The following is a 22,698-nucleotide window of genomic DNA, read 5'->3' on the forward strand; positions in this document are numbered from 1 at the left end:
GGGTCGAGATCCGGCGATCACAACCGCGGGTCGACCGGCTCCGACTCCATCGCCAGCACGGCGAAGACGGGCTCGTGCACCCGCCACAGTGAGTCGCCGTCGGCCAGCCGGGCCAGCGCCTCCAGGCCGAGCGCGTGCTCGCGCAGCGCCATGGAGCGCTTCTTGCCGAGGAAGCGGCGGCGCAGCGTGTCGAGCGACTCGGTGTAGTCGGGCCCGTAGATGATCCGCAGGTACTCGCGCCCGCGCACCTTCACACCCGGCTGGACGCGGCCCTCGGGGTGGACGGCGGGCTTGACGACCATGCCCTCACCACCCTCGGCCGTCAGCGCCAGCCACCACTCCACCGCCCGCTCCCGCGACTCGGCGGAGGTCAGGTCGACGAACAGGTGCCGGGTGGGCGTGATGATCGGGTCGTCGAGGAGGGCGAGCCGCTCCAGGTGCCAGGCGTGCGGTTCGAGCGCGGTGTTGCGCCCCTCGGCCGCCAGGATCTGGAACGGCGCCAGCCGTATCCCCTCGAGTCCGTCGACCGGCCAGCAGTAGCGCGCATAGGCGTCGCGAAAACGGGCAGCGTTGTCCTCGCGACGCCGGGTGCGGGCCAACAACTCGCCCACATCCAGCCCGCGCTCGGCCGCCGCGTTCAGGGCGCCGACCGCTGCCGGCAGCGCGGCCCGCGCGGCCGCGCCCACGGAGGCGTACTGCGTGCGGATCAGCTCTCCGGCCTTGGCCGACCACGGCAGCAGCTCGCAGTCGAGCACCACCCAGTCGGAGCCGAGCGCGCTCCACAGCGGCTCGCACGCTCGCCGCAGCCGGTCGACCAGCGGCGCCAGGTCGTCGAAGAACGGCCGGCCGGTGCGGGTGTAGACCACGCCGGTGGTGCCGTCGCTCACGCCGAACCGCTCGGCCGCGACCTCGGCGGTCCTGGCCAGGACCGCGACCGCCCGCGAGCCCATGTGCTTCTCCTCGCACACGACCTCGCGCACCCCGTGGGCGGCGAACTCCTCGAACGCCTCGTGCGGGTGCTCCAGGTAGCCGTCCAGGCGGGAGGTCTCCGGCGGGGCCATCGTCGGCGGCAGGTAGACCAGCCAGCGCGGGTCGACGGCGAAGCGGCTCATCACCTCCAGGGCGGCCGCCGCGTTCTCCTCCATGATCTTGACCTTGGCGCCGAAGCGCGTCTCGACGTACCGGGTGCCCCGCACGTCGTCGATGTCGAGGGTGACGGCGTCGCGGTGCCCGGGGGCGCCGAGCGGCTTGACCGGCTCGTACCAGACGGTCTCCGCCGGCACCGAGACGATCTCGCGCGAGGGGTAGCGCAGCGCGGTCAGCCGGCCGCCGAACACGCAGCCGGTGTCGAGGCAGATCGTGTTGTTGATCCACTCGGGCCTGGTCGTGGGGGTGTGGCCGTAGACGACCATGGCGCGGCCCCGGTACTGCTGCGCCCACGGGTAGCGCACGGGCAGGCCGTACTCGTCGGTCTCGCCGGTGGTGTCGCCGTACAGCGCGAAGGAGCGGACCCTGCCGGAGGCGCGGCCGTGGTAGGCCTCCTTCAACCCGGCGTGCGCGACCACCAGGCGGCCCTCGTCGAGCTGGTAGTGGCTGATGAGCCCGTCGAGGAACGCGCTCGCCTCGCGGGTGAACTCCTCGCTCTCGGCGGCGAACTGCTCGAGCGAGCGCTCCAGGCCGTGGGCCACCCGCACCTTGCGGCCCTTGAGCGCCTTGACCAGCTTGTCCTCGTGGTTGCCCCGCACGCAGAGGGCAGTGCCGGCCGCGACCATGCCCATGACCAGGCGGACCACCCCGGGCGAGTCGGGGCCGCGGTCGACGAGGTCGCCGACGAACACCGCGGTGCGACCCTCAGGGTGCGTGGCGCCCACCGCCCTGCCGTCGACGCGGGTCAGCTCCCAGCCCAGCTCGGTGAGCAGCGACTCCAGCTCGGCCCGGCAGCCGTGGACGTCGCCGATGAGGTCGAAGGGCCCCGTGAGGTCCTTCCTGTCGCTCCAGGCCCTGTCGTAGGCGATCGTGGCGTTGTCGATCTCGTCCACGCCGCGCAGCACGTGGACCTTGCGGAAGCCGTCCCGGTGGATCGCGCCGAGCGAGCGGCGCAGGTCCTTGCGCTGCCTCAGCACCACACCGGCGCCGAAGTCGCGGTCGGGACGGGACGCGTTGCGCTCGATCGCCACCTCCTCCGGCACGTCGAGCACGATCGCGTCACACAGCACGTCGTGCTTCCTGGCCAGCGCGATGAGGTTCTGGCGGGCGCCGTACTGCACGCTGGTGGCGTCGACCACGGTCAGCAGGCCGCGCGAGAGCCGGGTCGCGACGATGTGGTCGAGCAGCTCGAAGGCGGCGTGGGTGGCGCTCTGGTCGTTCTCGTCGTCGGAGACCAGGCCACGGCAGAAGTCGGAGGAGATGACCTGGGTGGGCTTGAAGTGGCGGGCGGCGAACGTCGACTTCCCGCTGCCCGAGACGCCGACGAGCACCACGAGGGACAGCTCGGGGATGCGGATCTCAGTGCTCACGGGTGAAGACTCCCATCTGGGTCGGCGCGCCCCTGACGGGGTCCTCGTCGCCGACGGGCTTGAAGCCGACGGTGTAGTGGTGCTCCCCTGCCACGCGGGTGGCCCAGTCCTGGAACTCGGCGCGGGTCCACTCGAAGCGGTGGTCGGGGTGGCGCATCCCGGTCAGGAACTCGTAGTTGACGTTGTACTCGGAATTGGGCGTGGTGACGATCACGTGCCGGGGCGCGGCCTGGCCGAACACCACCCGCTCCAGCGCCGCCAGCCGTGGCGGGTCGACGTGCTCGATCACCTCCATCAGCACGGCGGCGTCGTATCCGGCGAAGCGCGGGTCGGTATAGGTGAGCGCACCCTGGAACAGGGTGAGCCTGGCCCGCTTGGCGTCGGGCATCCGGTCGAGCTTCAGCTTGCGCGCGGCGATGGCCAGCGCGAGCGTCGAGACGTCCACGCCGGTGACCCTGGCGAACCTCGGCAGGGCCAGCAGCGCGCCGACCAGCTGGCCGGAGCCGCAGCCCAGGTCGATGACGGAGGCGGCGCCCAGTTCCTCCAGCGTCCTGACGACCTCCTCGCGCCGCCGCGTGTTCAGCGGGACGGCCTTGTCCTCCAGCGGTCCGCCCTTGTCCTCCTCGATGCGCGGCTCGAGCGCCTCCTCGGTCTCGTCGCCCAGCTCGGCGAGCCTGGCGAAGGCCGTACGCTCCAGGGCTCTGCGCCGTCCGAGGTAGCGGCGGGTGATCAGGGTCCGCTCGGGATGCGGCGCCAGCCAGCCCTCGCCCGCGCGGATCAGCTTGTCGACCTCGTCGGGCGCGATCCAGTAGTGCTTGCCGTCGTCGAGCACCGGCAGCAGCACGTACAGGTGGTTGAGCGCGTCGGCCAGCCGCAGCCGCCCGCGCAGCCGCAGCCGCACGTACCGGGACTCGCCCCACGCGGGAAAGGCCTCGTCCAGCGGGACGGCCTGCGCGTCGGTCGCCCAGCCGAGCGGCTCGAACAGCCTGCGCGCCAGGTCGGGGCCGCCCCTGCAGGGCAGCGCCGGCAGTGTGATCTCCAGCGGCAGCGGCGCCGCGGCCAGCTCGGGCCTGGCGTTGCAGCGCCCGCTCCGCGCGGTGCGGAAGACGTCGCCGATCGCCACCGCCATGAGGGAGGAGGCCGCGTACGGCCGGTCGTTGACGTACTGCGACAGGCTGAAGTCGGGCGAGGTGCGGCCCTTGGAACGGACCAGCGCGACGGGGTCGACGTCGAGCAGCAGCGCCGCGGTGCACCGCGCCTCGCCCGCCTCCGGGTAGAACACCGTGGCCGTCCCGAAGGACTGGGCGAACTCCTGCACCCTGTCGGGATGCTTGTGCAGGAGAAAGCCCAGGTCGGTGGCCGGTGCGGCGGTGGTCGAGATCGTCAGCAGCACGGCTCAAGTGTGCCGTAGCCCGGTTTGTCATGCCATCGCATATCCCGGTGGGACCCGTCCTGGGATGTCGCCGGGACGGGCCGCGTCACACGTGGGGCAGTACCTCAGCCGCGATCAGCTCCAGGTGCTCCAGGTCGGACAGGTCCAGGACCTGCAGGTAGATCCGCTCGGCGCCGGCCTCGGCGAAACGGCCGATCTTGTCGAGCACCTCGGCGGGAGTGCCCGCCAGGCCCTCCTGGCGCAGCCGGGCCGGGGTGTTGCCGATGGCCGCCGCCCGCCGCTCCACCTCGGCCTCGTCGGCGCCGACGCAGACGGTCTGCGCGGCCGAGTAGGTCATCGGACGTTCGGCCAGCAGCCGGACCCGCTCGAAGGCCGCTCTCGTCTCCTCCACGGAGTGGAAGGGCACGTTGTACTCGTCGGCGAACCTGGCCGCCATGCGCGGGGTCCGCTTGGCCCCGATCCCGCCGATGATGATCGGCGGGCCGGGACGCTGGGCGGGCTTGGGCAGCGCGGGCGAGTCGGCCACGCGGTAGTAGGCGCCCTCGAAGGAGTAGCCCTCCTCGGCCGCCCACAGCCCCGTGATGATCTCCAACTGCTCCTCCCACCTGGCGAACCGCTCGCCGAGCGGCGGGAAGGGGATGCCGTAGGCGGTGTGCTCGCCGTCGAACCAGCCGGTGCCGAAGCCCAGTTCCACCCTGCCGCCGCTCATCTGGTCGACCTGGGCGACGCTGATGGCCAGCGGGCCCGGCAGGCGGAAGGTCGCGGGGGTCACCAGCGTGCCCAGCCTGATCGCCGAGGTCTCCCTCGCCAGCCCCGCCAGGGTGATCCACGCGTCGGTCGAGCCGGGGCCGGGGTCGCCGGGCCCGATGCGCTGGTAGTGGTCGGAGCGGAAGAACGCGTCGAACCCGAGCCGCTCGGTGGCCTTCGCCACGGCCAGCAGATCGTCGTAGGTGGCACCCTGCTGGGGCTCGGTGAAGATCCTTAGCTTCATGCGGCCATTATCAGGTCACCCCGGCGCCGCTGCTGCTAGCGTTCACCATCGGTCATCGGCATGACACGGTAGGTGAGCATGGCGCGTCACAGAGAGCCGGGCACCCCGCCGCGCGCCCTCGTGGTGCTGGCCGGGCTCGTCCTGGTGGGGGTGACCGGCGTGGCGATCTGGTTCCTGCCCGCCCAGGCCACGCCCGAGTGGTCCTCGCCCCTCACCGCCGCGAGCCCGCCGGCCGCGGCCTTCCCCTCGACCACGGCCACGCCCTCGGCGGGCGCCACCGCGAGTCCTTCCGGCTATGTCGCCTTCGTCGACACCGCCGAGAACCCGCGCTTCGACCCGGCCGATGCCGCCCGCCGTACCGGGGTGCGGTGGTTCCTGCTGGGCCGGGTGACGGCGGGACCGAGCGGCTGCGCGCCCCGGTGGGGCGGCACGCTCGAGCCCGGCCTCGATCTCGTCGCCAACCGGATCCCGTCGCTGCGCGCGGCCGGCGGCCAGGCCGGTCTCGCCTTCGGCGGGCCCGCGGGCACGGAACTGGCCGGCGCCTGCGTCGCCCAGGACGCGCTCACCTCCGCCTACCGCAGGATGATCGGCGCCTTCGGCGCCTCGTTCGTGGAGTTCGACGTCCGCGACGGCGGCGACCTGCCGGCCGTACGGCGCAGGGCCCGCGCGCTGGCCGACCTGCAACGCGACCAGGACCTCGCGGTCATCTACAGCCTGCCGCTGGGCCCGGCCGGCCTCGCGCCGTCCGACGTGGAGATGCTGCGCCAGACCAGGGCCGCGGGCGCGGAGCTGGGCACGGTCAACCTGCTGGCCCCGATCGAGCCGCTCACCGCTCCGGAGGGCCGCATGCGGCGCCTGGCCGCCGCCGTGCGGGCCGCGCACGGCCAGGTGCGCGAGGCGCTCAGGATCGACGAGGCGACGGCGTGGGGGCGGATCGCGCTCACCGCCGTGCTGGCCGGCTCCGGCGACCTCGGCCTGCTCGACGCCCGCAAGCTGTCGTCGTACGCCGCCCGCCACCACCTGGCCTGGCTTTCGGCCCGTGGCGCCCCGCCGTCCGCGGCCGTCGTCAGGGCGCTGCGCGGCCCGCGCGGCTGAGCCAGGCGGACATCCGTCGATGGAGCCCATAGTAAATACCCCCGACGCCGTCATCTGTTCGACACCCGGCGGTAAAGGTATGGTTCCCATCCATTGATTTCCTTCCTCCGTTCCCCCTTGGAAGGAAAGATCCATGTCCCACGGCCACTCTCGCCGCCGGTTCCTCACGGTCGGCGCCGGCGTCCTGGCGAGCTCGCTGCTGCCGCCCTCGGTACACCGCGCGATGGCGATGCCGGTGCCGGCAGGCGGCCTGTCCGCCATCAAGCACGTCGTGTTCCTGATGCAGGAGAACCGCTCGTTCGACCACTACTTCGGGACGCTGCGCGGGGTGCGCGGATACGGCGACCGCAACGCCGTCAGGCTGCCGGACGGCAAGCCGGTCTTCGAGCAGCCCTCGGCGTCCGGCCGGGTGCTTCCCTTCTCGGTACGCGAGGCGGCCGGCCTGGTCGGCAAGGACCTGCAGTGGATCTCGGATCTGGCCCACGGCTGGAACGACGGCCAGGCCGCGGCGGCCAAGGGCTGGCACAACGGCTGGATCCCGGCCAAGTCACCGGCCACGATGGCCTACTACGAGCGCCAGGACATCCCGCTCCAGTACGAGCTGGCCGACACCTTCACCCTCTGCGACCACTACTTCTGCTCGGTGCTCTCCTCCACCAGCCCGAACCGCAACTACCACGTCAGCGGGCACACCGGCTTCGAGCCGGGCACGACCAAGCGGGCCATCGACAACTCCGCCTACAGCGAGAACACCCACGCCGGCTACACCTGGTCCAACGCCGGGGAGATCCTGGAGGCCGCAGGCCGGTCCTGGCAGGTCTACCACGAGTGGGACAACTACCAGGACAACAACCTGGAGTTCTTCGCCCGCTTCCGGCAGATCGCCCGCAAGGCGCTGCTCGGCGACTACAAGAGCATGGACTCCTTCTACGACGCGGTCCAGTCGGCGGCCCCGGCCAAGCGGGAGCAGCTGCTGGCCCGCCTGGAGGAGGGAGTGGCGCAGCTGACGCCGCAGGAGCGCTCGCTGTTCGACCGCGCGCTGCGCCGCGTGCCGTCCAAGACGCTGGCCCAGACCTTCCGCGCCGACGTCGAGGCGGGCAGGCTGCCCGAGGTGAGCTACATCGTGCCGTCGGCGGCCGACTCCGAGCACCCCTCGGCCTCGTCCCCCGCCCAGAGCGCGCGGATCACCTACGACATCCTCGACGCGATCGCCTCCACCCCCGAGGTGTGGCAGTCGACCGCGCTGTTCATCACCTACGACGAGAACGACGGCTTCTTCGACCACATGCCGCCGCCGCTGCCGCCCGCCGAGCTGACCGACGAGTTCTACAACGGCAACCCGATCGGGCTGGGCATCCGGGTCCCCATGACGGTCGTCTCGCCGTGGACCGTCGGCGGCTACACCTGCTCGCAGATCTTCGACCACTCCTCGACCGTGCGGTTCCTGGAGACGTGGCTGGGCGTGCGCTTCCCCGACGTCTCCCCCTGGCGGCGCACCGTCTCCGGCGACCTGACCTCGGCCTTCGACTTCACCTCCGCCGGCCCCCGGCCGACCCCGACCGCGCCCGCCCAGGTCCCGGCCTTCACCGGCCGCTGGCGCCCGGCTCCCCCGGCCGAGCAGCGCATGCCGGTGCAGGAGCCCGGGATCCGTCCCGCGCGGCCGCTGCCGTACCAGATCAACGCCTGGGCCCGGCTGCTGGGCGGCGACCTGGAGCTGACCCTGGCCAACGCCGGCAGCGACAGCGCGCACCTGACCCTCTACCCCTACGCCGGCGAGTTCGAGCGCCCGCTCCACCTCGACGTGCTCGGCGTCGCCACCCGGACCGTCGCGGTCAAGGACCGCTACGACCTGGTCCTGACCGGGCCGAACGGCTTCCGCCGGGAGTTCGCCGGCGAGCTCGGCGGCCGCGCCGCGCGCGTGCAGGTGCAGCAGGTGATCGATGTCGATCCGCGCAAGGTCCGCATCGAGATCACCAACCTCGGCGACCACCGCGTGACCCTCACGGTGCGTGCCAACGCCTACGGCATCAAGGAGCAGGCGGTGCCGTTGCGACCGGGTCAGTACCGCCAGGTCGTCTGGCCCGTCGAGGAGTCCCACGGCTGGTACGACGTGCAGATCAGCTGCGCGGAGGACCCCTCCTACGCTCGCCGCCTGATGGGCCACGTCGAGAACGGCCGCGCCAGCGTCACCGGCTGACGCCCTGAACGCGGGCGGACGCCCGGCCGGGGCATCCCGGCCGGGCGTCCGCTGCCGTGCCGCCGGTCAGGTCAGCACAGGTTCGCGCCGTCGAACGAGCGGACGCCGCGGGACACCTGCGTGCTGATGGTCTGCCCCGGGCGCACGCTGCGGCACGGGCCGTCCGTGCCCCGAGCCCAGACGATCTTCAGGTTCAGCGTGGAGCGGCAGTCGTTGCGCGCGTAGCCGGTCTTGGTGATCCGCCCGACGTGCTCCCAGACGGTGACGCAGGACGGCGCGTTGCCGGTCGGGACGGCCGCGGCCGCCGGACCGGGAAGGCACAGCAGGCCGGCGGTGAGCAGGGTGGACGCGGCGAGGGCGATGAGGCGCATGGTCGCGGATCCTTTCATGGAGAACCTGACCATCCGTTATTACACGACCACCCTCCGTCAGGTCAGCCTCTTTGCCGAGCGAACGCGCCTCGCGTGCCACACGGGGGAGCCCCTCGCCGTCGACGTCCAGTGGTGGCCCGGTCGGCGGATCGGCCGCCCGGGGTTCCACCCTGCGGTGGATCAGCGCTGCGCGATGACGCGCCAGACCTGCGAGTAGTTCGGGCCGCCCCACATGCGGTTGAGTCCGACGAGCTGGTCGTTGACCTGGGCGTGGGTGGCAGGCCGCGACGTCAGCGACACGCGATCAGCTGACCAGCAGCGCGACGCACTCCACGTGATGGGTCATCGGGAAGGCGTCGAACGCGCGCAGGTCCGCGAGGCTGTAGCCCAGCTCCGCGAACCACGCCAGGTCGCGCGCCAGCGTCGCCGGATCGCACGAGACGTACACCACCCGCGTCGCCTCCAGCGCCGCGATGCGGTCGACCACCTGGCGGCCGAGCCCCGACCGTGGCGGGTCGACGACGACCAGGTCGGCGCGCTCGATCTCGTAGCGGTCCAGCGCGTCCTCCACCCGGCCGCGCTCCACCCGCGCCCACGGCAGGTCGCGCAGGTTGAGCCGGGCGTCGCGGACGGCGGCCGCCTCGCTCTCCACCCCGAACACCGCCCCGGACGGCCCGACGGCCTCGGCCAGCCCCGCCGCGAACAGGCCCACGCCGCAGTAGAGGTCGAGGGCCCACTCGCCGGGCTCGGGGGCGGCGTAGCTGAGCACGGCGTCGAGCAGGGTCTCGGCGGCGCCGGGGTGGACCTGCCAGAAGCCGCTGCCCGTCACCTGGAACTCGCGGTCGCCGACCCGCTCGTGCAGCATCCCGGAGCCGTGCCGCGGCTCGGTACGGCCCCTGCCCTGGTTGACCAGGATGGAGGCGGGCGCCTCGAGCACGGGCACGGCGACGGAGCGGCGCGGTTTGGGGGCGATGACGACGGCGTGGTCGCCGCTCGAGGAGGCGATGACCTCGACCGCCGACGCCCCCTCCCAGGTGCGGGACTCGACGCCGACGGCCTCGACCTCGGGATGGGCGATGAGGCAGGCGGCGACGGGCTCGATGTCGTGGGAGCGGTGCCTGCGGAAGCCGACCGTCCCGTCACGGGTGACGGCGAACTGGACACGGGTGCGCCAGCCGAGGCCGTCCTTGGCGCCCGGCACCTCCTCGACCACCACCTCGCGGGTGATGCCCGCGAGCCTGCGCAGCTGCTCGGCCACGACGTCGGCCTTGAGCGCGCGCTGCGCCTCCAGGCTCGCGTGCTGCCAGTCGCAGCCGCCGCACCTGCCGGGCCCCGCGTAGGGGCAGGGCGGCGTCACGCGGTCGGGCGAGGGCTCCAGGATCTGGACGGCGTCGGCGCGCAGGAAGCGCGTGGTCTCCTCGGTCACCTCCGCGATGACGCGCTCGCCTGGCAGCGCGTGCCGTACGAAGACGACGCGCCCCTCGTGTCGCGCCACACACCAACCACCATGGGCCACCGGCCCTACTTCGAGTTCCACCTGCACAGGTTACTCAGGCCTTGGCCTTCTCGTCGTCGCCCTCGATCTCGTGCCACGGGCGGCGCACCGCGCCCGGCGCGTACGGCTCGCGGCGGGCCCGCAGCCGGTCGGAGGAGTGGAGCTGCCACGGCACGCTGGTCACCATCACCCCGGGCTTGAACAGCAGCCGCGCCTTGAGCCGCAGCGCGCTCTGGTTGTGCAGCAGGTGCTCCCACCAGCGGCCGACCACGTACTCGGGGATGAAGACGGTCACGACGTCGCGCGGCGAACGGCGGCGCAGCGTCTTGACGTAGTCGAGGATGGGCTGGGTGATCTCCCTGTACGGCGAGTCGAGCATCTTGAGCGGCACCGGGATGCCCCTGCGCTCCCACTCCTCCTGCAGGTTGGCGGCCTCTTCGCCCTCGACGCCCACGGTGACGGCCTCGATGGTGGAGGGCCTGGTGGCGCGGGCGTAGGCGAGCGCCCGCAGCGTGGGCTTGTGGAGCTTGGAGACGAGCACGATCGCGTGGTTGCGCGCGGGCAGCATGGTCTCGTCGGGGTCCTCGGTGACGGCCAGCTCGGCGGCGACCTTGTCGTAGTGGTGGCGGATGCCCTTCATCATCAGGAACAGCACCGGCATCGCGATGCAGACGATCCAGGCGCCCACCAGGAACTTGGTCAGCAGCACGACGACCAGCACCAGCGCGGTCATGACGCCGCCGAAGAAGTTGATGACCCTGGAGCGCTGCATCTGGAAGCGGACGCGCGGGTCGGTCTCGGTCTTCAGGTGGCGGGTCCAGTGGAGGACCATGCCGGTCTGGCTGAGGGTGAAGGAGACGAAGACGCCGACGATGTAGAGGTTCAGCAGGCGGCTGACGTCCGCCTGGAACCCCCACAGCAGCAGGCAGGCCCCCAGCGCCAGGATGACGATGCCGTTGGAGAAGGCCAGCCGGTCGCCGCGGGTGTGCAGCTGGCGGGGCAGGTAGCGGTCCTGGGCGAGGATGGAGCCGAGCACGGGGAAGCCGTTGAAGGCGGTGTTGGCGGCCAGGAACAGGATGAGCGCGGTGACGGCGGAGATGACGACGAACATCAGCGAGCCGCTGCCGAAGACCGCGTCGGCCACCTGGGAGATGATCGGCTGCTGGTAGTAGTCGGGACCGACCGGGGTGCCGTCGGGACGCAGCAGGTCCTGCGCGACGTGCTGCGGCTCGGCCACGGTGACGCCCGAGACCAGCCCCAGGGCGATGATGCCGGAGAACATGGTGACGGCGATCAGGCCCATCATGAGCAGCGTGGTCGCCGCGTTCTTGCTCTTGGGTTTGCGGAAGGCCGGCACGCCGTTGCTGATGGCCTCGACACCGGTCAGCGCCGCGCAGCCGGAGGAGAAGGCGCGCAGGACGAGGAAGGCGGCGGCGAAGGAGGTCAGGTCCGTCATCTCGGGCACGACCTGGAAGCCCGCGGTGGGCGCCTGCAGGTCCTCGCCCAGGACCAGCAGCCGGAAGCCGCCCCATGTGACCATGCCGAGCACCGCGATCATGAAGGCGTAGGTGGGGACGGCGAAGGCGACGCCCGACTCGCGGATGCCGCGCAGGTTCACGATCGTGAGGAGGATGACGATGACGATGGCGACGGTCGGCTTGTGCTCGGCGACGAAGGGGACCGTGGCGCCCACGTAGTCGACGCCGTTGGCCACCGACACCGCCACTGTGAGCACGTAGTCGACGAGGAGGGCGCTGGCGACGGTGAGCCCCGCGTTCTTGCCGAGGTTGACGGTGGCGACCTCGTAGTCGCCGCCGCCGCTGGGGTAGGCGTGGACGTTCTGCCGGTAGGAGGCGACCACGGTGAGCATGACGATGACGACCGCGGCGGCGACCCACGGGCTGTAGCGGTAGAACGAGACGCCGGCAAGGGAGAGGATGACGAGGATCTCCTGCGGCGCGTACGCCACGGAGGAGAGCGCGTCGCTCGCGAAAACGGGCAACGCAACCCGTTTGGGCAGCAGCTGTTCATGAAGCTGCCCGCTACGGAGCGCGCGTCCTACCAGGAGACGCTTGACAAGATCTGTCACCTTCGCCACGTGAAGATGCTAGTCGCCCTTCCCCTCCCCACCGACATGGCGCTCCCCCCGCGCGCCATACTGAGGAGAAGGCAACCCGTGGGGAGCACATGCATATCGTGATCATGGGATGCGGGCGGGTCGGGTCGACCATCGCCCACATCCTGGAGGACAACGGCCATTCGGTCGCGATCATTGATCGTGACCCGCAGGCGTTCAGGCGACTGAGGGCCGGGTTCAGGGGCCGCCGGGTCACCGGCATCGGATTCGACCGCGACGTGCTTCAGGAGGCGGGCATCGAGTCGGCGGCCGCCTACGTGGCCGTCAGCAGCGGCGACAACTCCAACATCATCTCCGCCCGGGTGGCGCGGGAGACGTTCGGCGTCGACAACGTCGTGGCGCGCATCTACGACTCCCGGCGAGCCGAGGTCTACCAGCGGCTCGGCATCCCCACGGTGGCCACCGTCCGGTGGACCGCCGACCAGATCCTGCGGCGCATCCTGCCCGAGGGCGCCGAGCCGCTGTGGCGCGACCCCACGGGCACGGTCGTGCTGGCCGAGGTCGCCACCAACCCCGCGTGGATCGGCACCAAGGTCACCACGCTGGAGGACGTCGCCGGCATCAGGGTCGCCTTCGTCAACCGGATGGGCGAGGCGCTGGTCACCCGGCACGACACGGTGGTGCAGGAAGGCGACGTCCTGCACGTGATCGCCGCCGAGAACGACATGGACCGGATCAACAAGGTGCTGGCCGCCGCACCGGAAGGGGAGCACTGATGCGCATCGCGATCGCCGGCGCCGGCGCGGTCGGCCGTTCCATCGCCGCCGAGCTCCTGGAAAACGGTCACGAGGTCCTGCTGATCGACAGCGACCCCAAGGCGATCAAGATCGACGCGGTGCCGCGCGCCGAATGGTTGCTCGCCGACGCGTGCGAGATCTCCTCCCTCGACGAGGCCGGGCTCAACAACTGCCATGTCGTGGTGGCCGCCAGCGGCGACGACAAGGTCAACCTGGTGGTCTCCCTGCTGGCCAAGACCGAGTACGGCGTGCCACGCGTGGTCGCCCGCATCAACCACCCCAACAACGAGTGGCTGTTCAACGAGTCGTGGGGCGTCGACGTCGCGGTCTCCACCCCGCGCCTGCTGTCGGCCCTGGTCGAGGAGGCGGTCAGCGTCGGCGACCTGGTCCGCCTGATGACCTTCCGCCAGGGGCAGGCCAACCTGGTCGAGCTGACCCTGCCCGAGGACGCGCCCGTCGTGGGCCAGCGCGCCGGCTCGGTGCCGTGGCCGGTCGACTCGGCGCTGGTGGCGATCCTGCGCGAGGGACGCGTGCTGGTGCCCTCCGCCGACGACCCGCTGGAGGCCGGTGACGAGCTGATGTTCGTCGCCAGCCAGGAGGTCGAGGAGGAGCTGGCCCAGCTCCTGTCCCCCCACTAGCTACTTACTCCTGAAGAAGTCCTCGAGGTAAGCACTTCTGACCTCGGCAATCACAGCGCTGGGAGGCTCGGCGGCCGCAGGCACACCGGCGGCTGGCGTGACCGTCCACGCCATTGCCCTGGCCGCTCCCTGAGCGCCCAGGTCGGGCCGGGGTGGTTGGCTGGCACCGGCACAGCGTGACGTGGTCAGCCCCCATCCCACCGTCGACCCGGCCAGGCGCCCGGGCGCATTCCGAGCGTACGGTGCCGGCAAGTTCGCCGCGGCCGGCTGAGCGGACGCGTCAGATCGTCCCACCTGGCCAGGGCAGCGGTGACATGCTGGGACGATGCTGATCGCCCCCCTGCCGGGTGCTGACCGCGAAAACGTGCGTTAGCCCCTGAAGCACGTGTGGAGCCAAACGATCAACACGTAGAACTTGTCGGTCGAGCCTGACGAGCTGGGCCTGCAGTACCTCCGGTGGTCTGTGGAAGCCGCCACCCATCTCCGCGGCCAGATCAGCGCCCGCGATATCGATCGGTGCCGCCATCAGGAAGTCCATGCGGCCGTTGATGCGCGCCCACGCGCGCTCGTCCCCGGCGGGGTGCCGGAGGAGGACACGCTGGAGGGCATGTGCTCTCAAGAAGTCGGGTCGCCCGGGGAATCTCTCCCGGGCGACCCGACTTCTGATCGCGCGGCCCGCCCGTCCACCGTGATGAGGACCGACGGCCGCCGCGATCTCATCCCGCGGGACGGTTCCAGAGTTGCGAGATGTTGCCATCACAGAACCGCAACTCCATCGGCAGGCCGTCCTGCGCTCCCGGTGTCGCGATGCAGTGGCTGAAGGTGTTGGAGACTCCTGACGACAGCAGGTTGTTGGTGATACCGAAGCTCCAGTTCTCGTTGCTGATGGTGTTGCAGGGCCACTGGATGATGGGCGTTCCGTTGGCGGCCCCACCGAAGGCGTCCATGCAGAACTGGCTGGCCCTGTTGCGCAGGTGGACCCTTGTCGAGTTGACGGATTCGACCGTCCATTGCTGAACGGTGGAGCCCTTGCAGGACATCTGGATGACCGCGGCCCCCTGGTTGAGGGAGGCGGGCTGCAGGCACTCGTTGGGGAACTGGACGCTCACGAGCTTGACGATCGGGCTGGCGGCCTGGGCCGGCGATGCGGCCGTCAGTCCGGCGGCAGTCGTTATCGCCGCGGCGGAGAACAAGGCGGCTAGTCGGCGTTTGCGCAAGGTGCGATTCCTTTCACAGATCGGGGCTTTCGATCAGTTAGGCGTTCCAAGCCGTTCCACAGGAGATGGACCCGGTGGAACACGGTGGAACACCTACCTGATGGGCGGCCACCAGGGCCGGCCCGGAAAAGTCGCAACGGCAGCAAATGGAGAAGACGATGAAATTCCGCCGCAGGTCGGCCTCTCTGCTCATCATCGGCGCGGCCGCCACGCTTCTGGCGGGGACCCAGCCCTCGTCGGCCGCAACCGCCGTGGGCATACCCATCCTGAACTACCTGTCGTCTCCCTCTCTCAAATGCCTCCAGCCGGTGGGCGCGTCGCTTGAGCAGGGCGCGGCGATCGTTCAGGAGATCTGCGATTTTAGGAACCCTGCCCAGCAGTGGGAGCCGATGCCGATCCTCCTGCCGCTGGGCGGGAAAATGTTCCGCTACCGCAACATCAACAGCGGCCTGTGCCTGGACGCCCTTGGCGGTGCCACGAACGGAACGCCGATAGTGCAATGGACCTGCAACACCATCAGTAACGAGCTGTGGGAACACCCGGTTGGGGAGGGCCCCGACGACCTTGACGGGCCGTTGATCTCACGAGTCTCCGGAACCCGCAGCCACTGCCTCGACGTCCCGGGTGGCTCGACGGCGGCGGGCCTCGCGATGCAGCTCTACCGGTGCAACGGCACATCTGCCCAGATCTGGGGCATCTAGCTACTTACTCCTGAAGAAGTCCTCGAGGTAAGCACTTCTGACCTCGGCAATCACAGCGCTGGGAGGCTCGGCGGGTTGAGAATGACGTTGGTGTCATTTCCGCCGAAGGTGGTAGCCGGTGCTTCGGGTCTCGGGACAACAGATCGCGTTGTGGGAGACGCTGCTGCCAGAGGAGGTGACGCGACTGCCGCAGGAGTTGGCCCGGATCGACGTCTACCTCGATGATGAGCGGTTCATCGCGCCGTGGCGGAGCATGTTCCACGCCCAGCTGGGCCGCCCGTCGGTGCCTGTCTCCTGCCTGGTGCGGATGTTGTACCTCAAACACCGCTATCAGCTGGGCTATGAGGTGCTGTGCCGGGAGGTCGCCGATTCCATCAGCTGGCGTCGCTTCTGCCGCATTCCGCTGGACGGGCGGGTGCCGCATTCCACCACATTGATCAAACTGGTACGGCGGGCGGGGCCGGAGGTGTTCGAGCAGCTCAACACCGCGCTGGTGGGCAAGCTCGCCGAGGACAAGCTGCTGCGAGGACGCAAGCTGCGCATCGACACCACCGTGGTCGAGGCCGATATCGACCATCCCACCGATGCCGACCTGCTGGAGCACGGGGTCCGCAAGCTGGGTGGGTTGGTGCGGCGCGTCAAGGCGGCGGGCGCGGCGATTCGGACCCCGTTTCGCAACCGGAGCCGGTCTGCGGGGCGGCGGCTGAAGCAGATCAGCCGCACGCTGCGGCGGCGCACAGGCCAGGCGATGGGGGAAATCGATCGGCTCACCGGTGAGGTCGCCGACATCGCGGCCACGACGCTGGCGCAGGTGGCACCGGTGATCCGCAATGCCCGCCGCGCCTTATCGCGGTGTCCTTCCCCGCGTCTCGCCCGCCTGATCGACGACCTTGAGCAGACGGTGTCGGGCACCGAGCGGTTGCTGGCCCAGACCGGGCAACGCCTGGCCGGCAACCGCACCATCCCCGACCGGATGGTGTCGCTGGCCGACCCCGATGCCCGCCCGATCCGCAAGGGCAAGCCCCAGCACCCGACCCAGTTCGGCTACACCCTGCTGGTGGCCGAAGACGAACGCGGCTTCATCTGCTTCCACAGGCTGAACCAGGGCAATCCTGGTGATGCTCCCCAGCTGGTCCCGGCTGTCGAGCAGGTCATCGAGCGGACCGGCCGGGTCCCGACCACCGTGGTCGGCGATCGCGGATTCGGTACCGCGGCAGCCGACAAGGCCCTGGCCGACCTGGGTGTGCAGCACATCGGCCTGCAACGCGGCGGCACCCTCAGCAAGACGCGGCGCGAGCACGAGCACACCCGCAGCTTCCGGCGGATGCGCAACTGGAGAGTGGGGGTCGAAGCCCGGATCAGCCACCTCAAACGGCAATTCGGACTCCGACGGACCCGGCTGCGCCGCATCCAAGGCGCCCAGATCTGGGCCGGGCTGGGGATCTTCGCCTACAACCTGCAGCGGATGGCCGCGATCGGCGGCTGACTGCCAGCTGCCACCCCTGGCGGACCCGACCACCAGTCAACCCGATCAAGCCTGGACCGATGGCAAGATCCCGCCCGAACCTCAAAACCCCTTTTTCAGGAGCAAGTAGCTAGCCGGTACGGCGGGCCGCCCACCACCCCCACAGGGTGGCCGCCATCCAGGCGGCCAGCGTGACCTCGTCCGTCATCGCGTGGATCGGCACTGCAGGACCGGCCGGCGCCGCCAGGTCGGTCCAGAGCCGCGTCACCGCCAGGACCGCGAAGCAGACCACCGCGGCGGCCGCCACGACCGCCGCGGGTCTCGACCACGGCCAGGTGCGGACCGCCGTCACAGCCGTCCACGCGCACATCAGCGCGTAGACCATGGCCATGGTCACCGCCGATCCGCCGCCGCTCTGGTAGCCGCCCAGGTATCCGGCGAACGCGACGAACGGCAGCGCCCTGGTCACGGTCGCCGCCGTGGCGCCGCCGGGCAGCAGCGACCCGGGCAGCACGGCGGCCAGCAGCGCGAAGGCGGCGAACAGCACCAGCAGCGCGGTGGCCGGCCCGGCGAAGGACGCGGCCGTCCAGGACAGCGCGTAGGCGGCCGTCCCGGCGGTGGCCGCGATCATCGCCACGACCCTGAGCCCCGCCGCCACCCGCCTGCCCGCCCGTACGGCGGCGCCGTCCCGCGGCGCGCCGCCCACGCCCTGGGCACGCTCCTGCGGCACCTCGGCCGAACCAGCGCTCGCCTCACGACCGGCCGCCCCCGCTCCTGACCCGGCGGAGAGATCGGACGCGGCAGAGCCACCGGGCCCCGCGACGTGACCCGACCCTCCGGACCGATCCGGCCTGGCGGAGCGATCCGACCCGGCGGAGCGACCGGACCCCGCCGAGCGATCCGACCCCCCGGACCGATCCGACCCGGCGGCTTCACCGGAGTCCACCGACCTGCCTCGACCTGCCACCCCGGCGGGACCACTGGCCGCTTCGTCCGGCGAGGCACCAGCCGCCCCCGCCCCGGCACCCACAGGACCGGAAGCCTGACCGCCTCCGATAGCCCCACCAGGGCCGACAGCCCCGGCCGCCTCGGAAGACCTGGCATCACCGGCGGACCCGAGAGACCCGTCAGACCCGGCTCCGGCCGGGCCCGTAGACCCAACGAGACCGGCAGTCCCCGAAGACGTGCCGCCTTCGGCAGGTCCCGCAGGACCCGAAGGCCTCGCGGGTCCTGCGGGCCCAGAAGCATCGGCCGAACCAGCGGGACCGGCAGGGTCCTCAGCACCAGAAGGACCAGCAGACCTGACCGGCCCGACGGGGTCGGCGGGAGCGGCGGGAGCGGCGGAACCGGCGGGTGTGGCAGGACCCCAGGACCTGCTCGGGCTGTCGTCGTCCGCTGACCCCACGGGCCCGGCGGAGCCGCCGTCCCCCGCCGAGCCCGTGGACCCGGCCGGGGAGGCGAGACCCGACGCGGCGGAACCCGACGCAGTGGGCCCCGACGCAGTGGGACCCGACGCGGTGGGACCTGGGACGGCGGGGCCTGGCATGGTGGAACCCGGGACGGCGGGGCCCGGCATGGTGGGACTCGACGCGGCGGAACCCGGGACGACCGTGCCCGAGCCGGTAGAGCCCGACGCGGCGGAACCCGGAACGGGCGTACCTGCGGCAGCGGAGTCCGAGGCAGCGGAGTCGGGGGCAGCGGAGTCCGGGGCGGCGGGGCGTGGGGCGACGGAACCCGGGAGGGGCGTACCCGAGGCGGCGGAGTCGGGGGCAGCGGAGTCCGGGGCGGCGGGGCGTGGGGCGGTGGGGCCGGGGGTGGTCGGGGCGTCGGGATGAGGACCGGCGGCGTCCGGGTCCCGGACCAGCGCCGCCAGCGCCCGCGAGCCCCGCCGCCGGCGCCCCTCCTCTCCCGGCGGTCGCGCCGCCACCCGGCGCAGGGCCGCGGCGGCCGGCTCGTGTGACAGCCGCTCGGCGGGATTCTTGCGCATGAGCCCCAGCACGACCCCCTCCAGCCGGTCGGCGCGCCGCATCGGCCGCGGCTCCCGCATGAGGATGGCGGCCATGATCGCGACGGGGCTGTCCATCGGGTACGGCGGGACGCCCTCCACCGCCGTGTACAGCGTCGCCCCCAGCGCCCACAGGTCGCTCGCCTCGGTGGCGGGCGCGCCTTCGAGCCGTTCGGGCGCCATGTACGCGGGCGACCCCATGAGCATGCCGGTCGCGGTGAGCGTCGGGGAGTCGGCGACGTGCGCGATGCCGAAGTCGGTCAGCACCACTCCCCCGTCGTCGAGCAGGAGGACGTTGGCCGGCTTGACGTCCCGGTGGGTGATTCCCGCGGTGTGGGCGGTGCGCAGGGCGTCCAGGACCTTGACGCCGATGTCGGCGGCGACCTGCTCCGGCAGCGGGCCGGTCCGCGCCACCGCCTGGGCCAGGGAGGAGGCGGCGAGCAGTTCCATGACGATCCACGGATGGCCCTCGTCCATGACCACGTCGTGGATGGTGATCACATAGGGGTTGCGCAGCCGCGCCGCCGCCCTGGCCTCGCGCAGCACCCGGGCGAACGCGCGCTCCCTGTCCTTGTCGGCCATCCAGCCGGGGACCAGCACCTGCTTGAGCGCCACGGGCCGGTCGAGCACCTGGTCGTGGGCTCGCCACACGACGCCCATCCCGCCACGCCCCAGTTCGTCGGACAGCAGGTACCTGCCGCCGACCAGCCGTATCCCGGAGGGCTCACCCACGCTCCGCTTCCACCCCTGTCGCCGTTCTCATCCCGTTACGTCAACACTCGCATGAGATGCCCCGTTCTCGAACCCTGGGCTCGGACCGGAACCGGGATGGCAGGCCGTCCGGACGGCAGCGCCCACATCCTGACCGACAAGGCCCGCACCGTCAGCAGACGCCCCACCACACCGGCCCGGCCCACCGACAACCCGGCGACCGGCCGTCCCGGCAGGAGCGGACGACCTCCTGAACGATCAGACCGTCAACGCCGTGGCCGGAGCCGATGCCCCCCCGGCTGACCAGCCAGCAGCCGACGACCTCTGAACGATCAGATGAGCAGCGCCGGAGCCGACGCCCCCGGCTCACCGGCTGGCCAGACAGCAGCCGACGAAGTCCTGGACGATCGGGTTGGCGTCGTCGGCCGGGGCCCAGGCGACGCCGACCTCGCTGGGGCCGACACCGCTGACCGGCCGGTAGGTGACGCCGGGTCGCGCGTAGAACCGGGCGGCCGATTCGGGGGCCAGGGCGATGCCGTACCCGTTGGCGATCGCGCTGAGCCAGTCGTCCGGCTGGTCGGTGACGGCGCCGATGCGGACCGGGTGGCCGTCACGCTCGTCGACCGCCAGCCAGTAGTCCCGCCAGGGGCCGGGTTCGGGCGGGGCCGCCACGAACGGCTCGTCCCACAGGTCCCGGAAGGGGATCAGCTCCCGTGTGGCGAGCGGGTGCGCCGAGGGCAGCGCGACCCAGCGGGGCTCGGTGAACAGCACCTCGACGCGCAGGGCGTCCTGGCCGGGAAAGGGCAGGCGCAGCAGGGCGACGTCGACCTCTCCGTCGGCGAGTCCGGCCGCCGGGTCCGACCATGCCGCCTGGCGCATGTCGACCCGCCAGCCCGGCCGCCGCCGGGCGAAGGCCGCGATGATGTCCTGGGTGGCCTCGTTGGCGGCGCTGGCCAGGAAGCCGACCCGCAGCACGCGGGCCGCCCGGCCGGCCACGCGTCTGGTCTCCCGCAGCACCCGGTCCCAGTCGTCCAGCAGGGCGGGGACCTGCTCCGCCAGGGCCTGGCCCGGTTCGGTGAGAGCCATGCCGGCTCGGGAACGGGTGAACAGCCGTACGCCGAGCTGCGATTCGAGCTGCCTGATCTGCTTGGTCAGCGCCGGTTGCGACACGAACAGCCGTTCCGCGGCCCGGGTGAGGCTGCCGTCCTCCGCCACGGCGACGAAGTATCGCAGCAACCGGATGTCGACATCCATGCCGTCAGGTTATAGATGCAGGTATTGGACGTCCAAGCCGGCGCTCGACGAGGCTTGGTACAGGTGGCTCGGACGGTCCGCGGTGGTGGAGACACCCCGGCCACCCGACCTCGCCGACACTTGCCGCATCCCGGCCGAACGGAGGCCCTCCGCATGTCCATCGCCTATGTCCTGGTCACCCTCGTCACGATCGTGGTGAACGCCGGGGCCGCTTCCGCCGACTTCGCTCGGGCCCGGTTCGTCCTGGCCAACTCGGCTGAGCTGGGCATCTCGCACTCGTGGATCCCGCTGCTGGCCGCCCTGAAAGCCGCCGGCGCCGCCGGGCTCCTGCTCGGGCTCCTGGGTGTTCCGTTCATCGGGATCGCCGCCGCGATCGGACTCGTCCTGTTCTTCGTCGGCGCCGTCGCCCTCCACGTGCGCACGCGGGTGTTCCACAACATCGCCTTCCCCGGCGGTTTCCTCGCGCTGGCCGTCGCGTCACTCGTCCTGTCCACCGCGTCGGGCGCCACCGCCTGACCAGGGGTTCGCCCACCCACCCGCCGGCGATCACGACGTGACCGCGGGCTCTCAGAGCGCCGGACAGACGTGACGGCGGGCTCTCAGGGCGCCGGGAATGCCGAGCCGGGAATGACGAAAGGCCACCGGTGACCCCGGTGGCCTCTTCTGCGCCTGCCGTACCGGCGAAGCGCTCAGACCGCGGCGGCGATGGGGGTGCGGCCGCGGCTGAGGATCCAGGCCATCGCGGCCAGGCTGGCGACCTGCAGCGGCCAGCCCATCAGCACCTTGGCGATGCCCAGCGCGGCGATCGCCTCGTCGCCGCCGCCGAACAGGTAGATCGGCAGTTGCACCGCCACCCGCACCACGCACGGCAGCATGAGCAGCCATGTCAGCCTGGTGCACAGCTTCACGACGCTCGGCTCCTTGTGCCACCCGGTGGGATCGCCGGTGACCGAGCCGATGATGAAGCCGACGACCGGCCATCGGGCCAGGATGGAGACCAGCATGGCCGCGGCGTATCCGGCGTTGTACAGGATGCCCGGCAGGTAGACGTCGCGCGCGTCACCGGTGCGGGAGGCGAAGAACCAGCCGATGCCGATGCCGATCAGGCTGTTGATCACGAACTGTGGCGTGGAGCGCTGCGCGAGGCGCGCCACCAGCAGCACGCCCGCGATGGACGCGCTGATGATGAGCGACTTGTTGAGCTGCCCGGTCACCAGCCACGACACGGTGAAGGCGATGGTCGGCACCGCGGCCTCCACGATGCCGCGGATGCCGCCGAGCGCCTTCGACAGCTGCGCCCTGATGGCCGCCTCAACGGTCTGGTGTGCCGTAGCCTGCTCTGTCACGTGTTCGCTAGCTCCCTGTCAGGCGCCTGGGCGCAGTTCGTAGCGCGGGTTGAACATCACCTTGCGCCCGTCTTGCATGCTGACCAGGCCCTCGGCTTTGACGGCGCGGCCCGGCTCGATGCCGGCGATCTTGCGTCGGCCCAGCCACACCAGGTCGATCACGTCGGAGCCGTCGTAGAGCTCGGCCTCCAGCGCGGGGGCGCCGCCCCGGGGCCGCAACGTCACCGTTCGTAGCGTACCCGCTACGCAGAAGCGCCGCCTGCCTCCGCAGGAGACGATCGGCGTGGCGCCCGCCTGGTCGGCGTCTTCCCGCAGCTCCTCGGCCTCCAGCTCGGCCTGCGTGGAGGCCAGTCTGCTGAAGAATCCGCGCAATCCCCCGCGTTTGGAGGGCTCTGCCGTACTAGTCATGATGACCCAGCTTATGCGATG

General features: G+C 71.4%; 18 protein-coding genes. 7 read left to right on the top strand and 11 right to left on the bottom strand.

Annotated elements, in window-relative coordinates:
* Positions 1–17 precede the first annotated feature (17 nt).
* The 3 genes from ABZX22_RS00640 to ABZX22_RS00650 all read right to left on the bottom strand — a co-directional run bounded on the left by ABZX22_RS00640 (position 18) and on the right by ABZX22_RS00650 (position 4,900).
* A complete protein-coding gene (locus tag ABZX22_RS00640; RefSeq protein WP_354904458.1) occupies positions 18–2,516 on the bottom strand; it encodes a polynucleotide kinase-phosphatase in 2,499 nt (832 codons plus the stop codon).
* Complete coding sequence (locus ABZX22_RS00645) at positions 2,506–3,909, bottom strand: 3' terminal RNA ribose 2'-O-methyltransferase Hen1 (RefSeq protein WP_354904461.1); 1,404 nt, start codon at positions 3,907–3,909, stop codon at positions 2,506–2,508. The genes ABZX22_RS00640 and ABZX22_RS00645 overlap by 11 nt, the downstream gene beginning before the upstream one ends.
* Positions 3,910–3,994: 85 nt before the next feature.
* Positions 3,995–4,900 carry an LLM class F420-dependent oxidoreductase gene (locus ABZX22_RS00650; protein ID WP_354904463.1) on the bottom strand — a complete coding sequence of 302 codons (906 nt, stop codon included), beginning with the start codon at positions 4,898–4,900 and terminating at the stop codon, positions 3,995–3,997.
* Between the two features lie 78 nt (positions 4,901–4,978).
* Here ABZX22_RS00650 and ABZX22_RS00655 point away from each other — a divergent pair, with 78 nt between their 5' ends.
* Together ABZX22_RS00655 and ABZX22_RS00660 are read left to right on the top strand one after the other, a co-directional pair.
* Positions 4,979–5,995, top strand: coding sequence for a hypothetical protein (locus tag ABZX22_RS00655; protein WP_354904465.1), 1,017 nt, complete (start codon positions 4,979–4,981; stop codon positions 5,993–5,995).
* A gap of 133 nt (positions 5,996–6,128) precedes the next feature.
* Positions 6,129–8,192: a phosphocholine-specific phospholipase C gene (locus ABZX22_RS00660; RefSeq protein WP_354904467.1), complete on the top strand. Its 2,064-nt coding sequence runs from the start codon at positions 6,129–6,131 to the stop codon at positions 8,190–8,192.
* 71 nt (positions 8,193–8,263) lie between these two features.
* Here the strand turns inward: ABZX22_RS00660 and ABZX22_RS00665 are convergent, their stop codons facing one another.
* From ABZX22_RS00665 to ABZX22_RS00675, 3 genes are all read right to left on the bottom strand, one after another.
* The gene (locus tag ABZX22_RS00665; RefSeq protein WP_354904470.1) at positions 8,264–8,563 is read right to left on the bottom strand and encodes a hypothetical protein; all 300 of its coding nucleotides are present in this window, start codon (positions 8,561–8,563) and stop codon (positions 8,264–8,266) included.
* A 304-nt stretch (positions 8,564–8,867) separates the two neighbouring features.
* Positions 8,868–10,106 (bottom strand): class I SAM-dependent RNA methyltransferase, encoded by a 1,239-nt coding sequence (locus ABZX22_RS00670; RefSeq protein ID WP_354904472.1) that lies wholly within the window; start codon positions 10,104–10,106, stop codon positions 8,868–8,870.
* Positions 10,107–10,113: 7 nt separating this feature from the next.
* Positions 10,114–12,156 (bottom strand): APC family permease, encoded by a 2,043-nt coding sequence (locus ABZX22_RS00675; protein ID WP_354904475.1) that lies wholly within the window; start codon positions 12,154–12,156, stop codon positions 10,114–10,116.
* A gap of 89 nt (positions 12,157–12,245) precedes the next feature.
* Between ABZX22_RS00675 and ABZX22_RS00680 the strand changes: the two genes are divergently transcribed.
* Both ABZX22_RS00680 and ABZX22_RS00685 read left to right on the top strand, forming a co-directional pair.
* Positions 12,246–12,911 carry a TrkA family potassium uptake protein gene (locus ABZX22_RS00680; protein WP_354904477.1) on the top strand — a complete coding sequence of 222 codons (666 nt, stop codon included), beginning with the start codon at positions 12,246–12,248 and terminating at the stop codon, positions 12,909–12,911.
* On the top strand, positions 12,911–13,570 hold the full coding sequence (locus ABZX22_RS00685) for a TrkA family potassium uptake protein (RefSeq protein ID WP_354904480.1): 660 nt from the start codon (positions 12,911–12,913) through the stop codon (positions 13,568–13,570). The genes ABZX22_RS00680 and ABZX22_RS00685 overlap by 1 nt, the downstream gene beginning before the upstream one ends.
* Positions 13,571–14,286: 716 nt before the next feature.
* On the opposite strand, the gene ABZX22_RS00690 is transcribed toward ABZX22_RS00685, so the two are convergent.
* Entirely contained in the window at positions 14,287–14,679 is a 393-nt protein-coding gene (locus ABZX22_RS00690) for a ricin-type beta-trefoil lectin domain protein (protein ID WP_354904483.1), read from the bottom strand.
* A 266-nt stretch (positions 14,680–14,945) separates the two neighbouring features.
* Here ABZX22_RS00690 and ABZX22_RS00695 point away from each other — a divergent pair, with 266 nt between their 5' ends.
* The gene (locus ABZX22_RS00695; protein WP_354904486.1) at positions 14,946–15,488 is read left to right on the top strand and encodes an RICIN domain-containing protein; all 543 of its coding nucleotides are present in this window, start codon (positions 14,946–14,948) and stop codon (positions 15,486–15,488) included.
* A gap of 118 nt (positions 15,489–15,606) precedes the next feature.
* Positions 15,607–16,974 carry an ISNCY family transposase gene (locus tag ABZX22_RS00700; protein WP_354904489.1) on the top strand — a complete coding sequence of 456 codons (1,368 nt, stop codon included), beginning with the start codon at positions 15,607–15,609 and terminating at the stop codon, positions 16,972–16,974.
* Positions 16,975–17,083: 109 nt separating this feature from the next.
* Here ABZX22_RS00700 and ABZX22_RS00705 read toward each other — a convergent pair whose 3' ends face one another.
* Both ABZX22_RS00705 and ABZX22_RS00710 read right to left on the bottom strand, forming a co-directional pair.
* Positions 17,084–19,690, bottom strand: coding sequence for a protein kinase (locus ABZX22_RS00705; protein WP_354904491.1), 2,607 nt, complete (start codon positions 19,688–19,690; stop codon positions 17,084–17,086).
* A gap of 345 nt (positions 19,691–20,035) precedes the next feature.
* Entirely contained in the window at positions 20,036–20,923 is an 888-nt protein-coding gene (locus tag ABZX22_RS00710; protein WP_354904494.1) for a LysR family transcriptional regulator, read from the bottom strand.
* A 153-nt stretch (positions 20,924–21,076) separates the two neighbouring features.
* Here ABZX22_RS00710 and ABZX22_RS00715 point away from each other — a divergent pair, with 153 nt between their 5' ends.
* Positions 21,077–21,439, top strand: coding sequence for a DoxX family protein (locus tag ABZX22_RS00715; RefSeq protein ID WP_354904496.1), 363 nt, complete (start codon positions 21,077–21,079; stop codon positions 21,437–21,439).
* A gap of 173 nt (positions 21,440–21,612) precedes the next feature.
* Here ABZX22_RS00715 and ABZX22_RS00720 read toward each other — a convergent pair whose 3' ends face one another.
* Both ABZX22_RS00720 and ABZX22_RS00725 read right to left on the bottom strand, forming a co-directional pair.
* A complete protein-coding gene (locus ABZX22_RS00720) occupies positions 21,613–22,269 on the bottom strand; it encodes a DUF3159 domain-containing protein (RefSeq protein WP_354904499.1) in 657 nt (218 codons plus the stop codon).
* 18 nt (positions 22,270–22,287) lie between these two features.
* A complete protein-coding gene (locus tag ABZX22_RS00725) occupies positions 22,288–22,677 on the bottom strand; it encodes an OB-fold nucleic acid binding domain-containing protein (RefSeq protein ID WP_354904501.1) in 390 nt (129 codons plus the stop codon).
* Positions 22,678–22,698: the final 21 nt, after the last annotated feature.

Source organism: Nonomuraea sp. NPDC003804 (assembly GCF_040610675.1).
Classification (GTDB): Bacteria; Actinomycetota; Actinomycetes; order Streptosporangiales; family Streptosporangiaceae; genus Nonomuraea.

Excerpts from the sequence above, each read along its gene's own strand:
- ABZX22_RS00715 (WP_354904496.1), top strand. The coding sequence starts at position 21,077 with ATGTCCATCGCCTATGTCCTGGTCACCCTCGTCACGATCGTGGTGAAC.
- ABZX22_RS00685 (WP_354904480.1), top strand. The coding sequence starts at position 12,911 with ATGCGCATCGCGATCGCCGGCGCCGGCGCGGTCGGCCGTTCCATCGCC.
- ABZX22_RS00680 (WP_354904477.1), top strand. The coding sequence starts at position 12,246 with ATGCATATCGTGATCATGGGATGCGGGCGGGTCGGGTCGACCATCGCC.
- ABZX22_RS00725 (WP_354904501.1), bottom strand. The coding sequence starts at position 22,677 with ATGACTAGTACGGCAGAGCCCTCCAAACGCGGGGGATTGCGCGGATTC.
- ABZX22_RS00660 (WP_354904467.1), top strand. The coding sequence starts at position 6,129 with ATGTCCCACGGCCACTCTCGCCGCCGGTTCCTCACGGTCGGCGCCGGC.
- ABZX22_RS00650 (WP_354904463.1), bottom strand. The coding sequence starts at position 4,900 with ATGAAGCTAAGGATCTTCACCGAGCCCCAGCAGGGTGCCACCTACGAC.
- ABZX22_RS00665 (WP_354904470.1), bottom strand. The coding sequence starts at position 8,563 with ATGCGCCTCATCGCCCTCGCCGCGTCCACCCTGCTCACCGCCGGCCTG.
- ABZX22_RS00695 (WP_354904486.1), top strand. The coding sequence starts at position 14,946 with ATGAAATTCCGCCGCAGGTCGGCCTCTCTGCTCATCATCGGCGCGGCC.
- ABZX22_RS00710 (WP_354904494.1), bottom strand. The coding sequence starts at position 20,923 with ATGGATGTCGACATCCGGTTGCTGCGATACTTCGTCGCCGTGGCGGAG.
- ABZX22_RS00655 (WP_354904465.1), top strand. The coding sequence starts at position 4,979 with ATGGCGCGTCACAGAGAGCCGGGCACCCCGCCGCGCGCCCTCGTGGTG.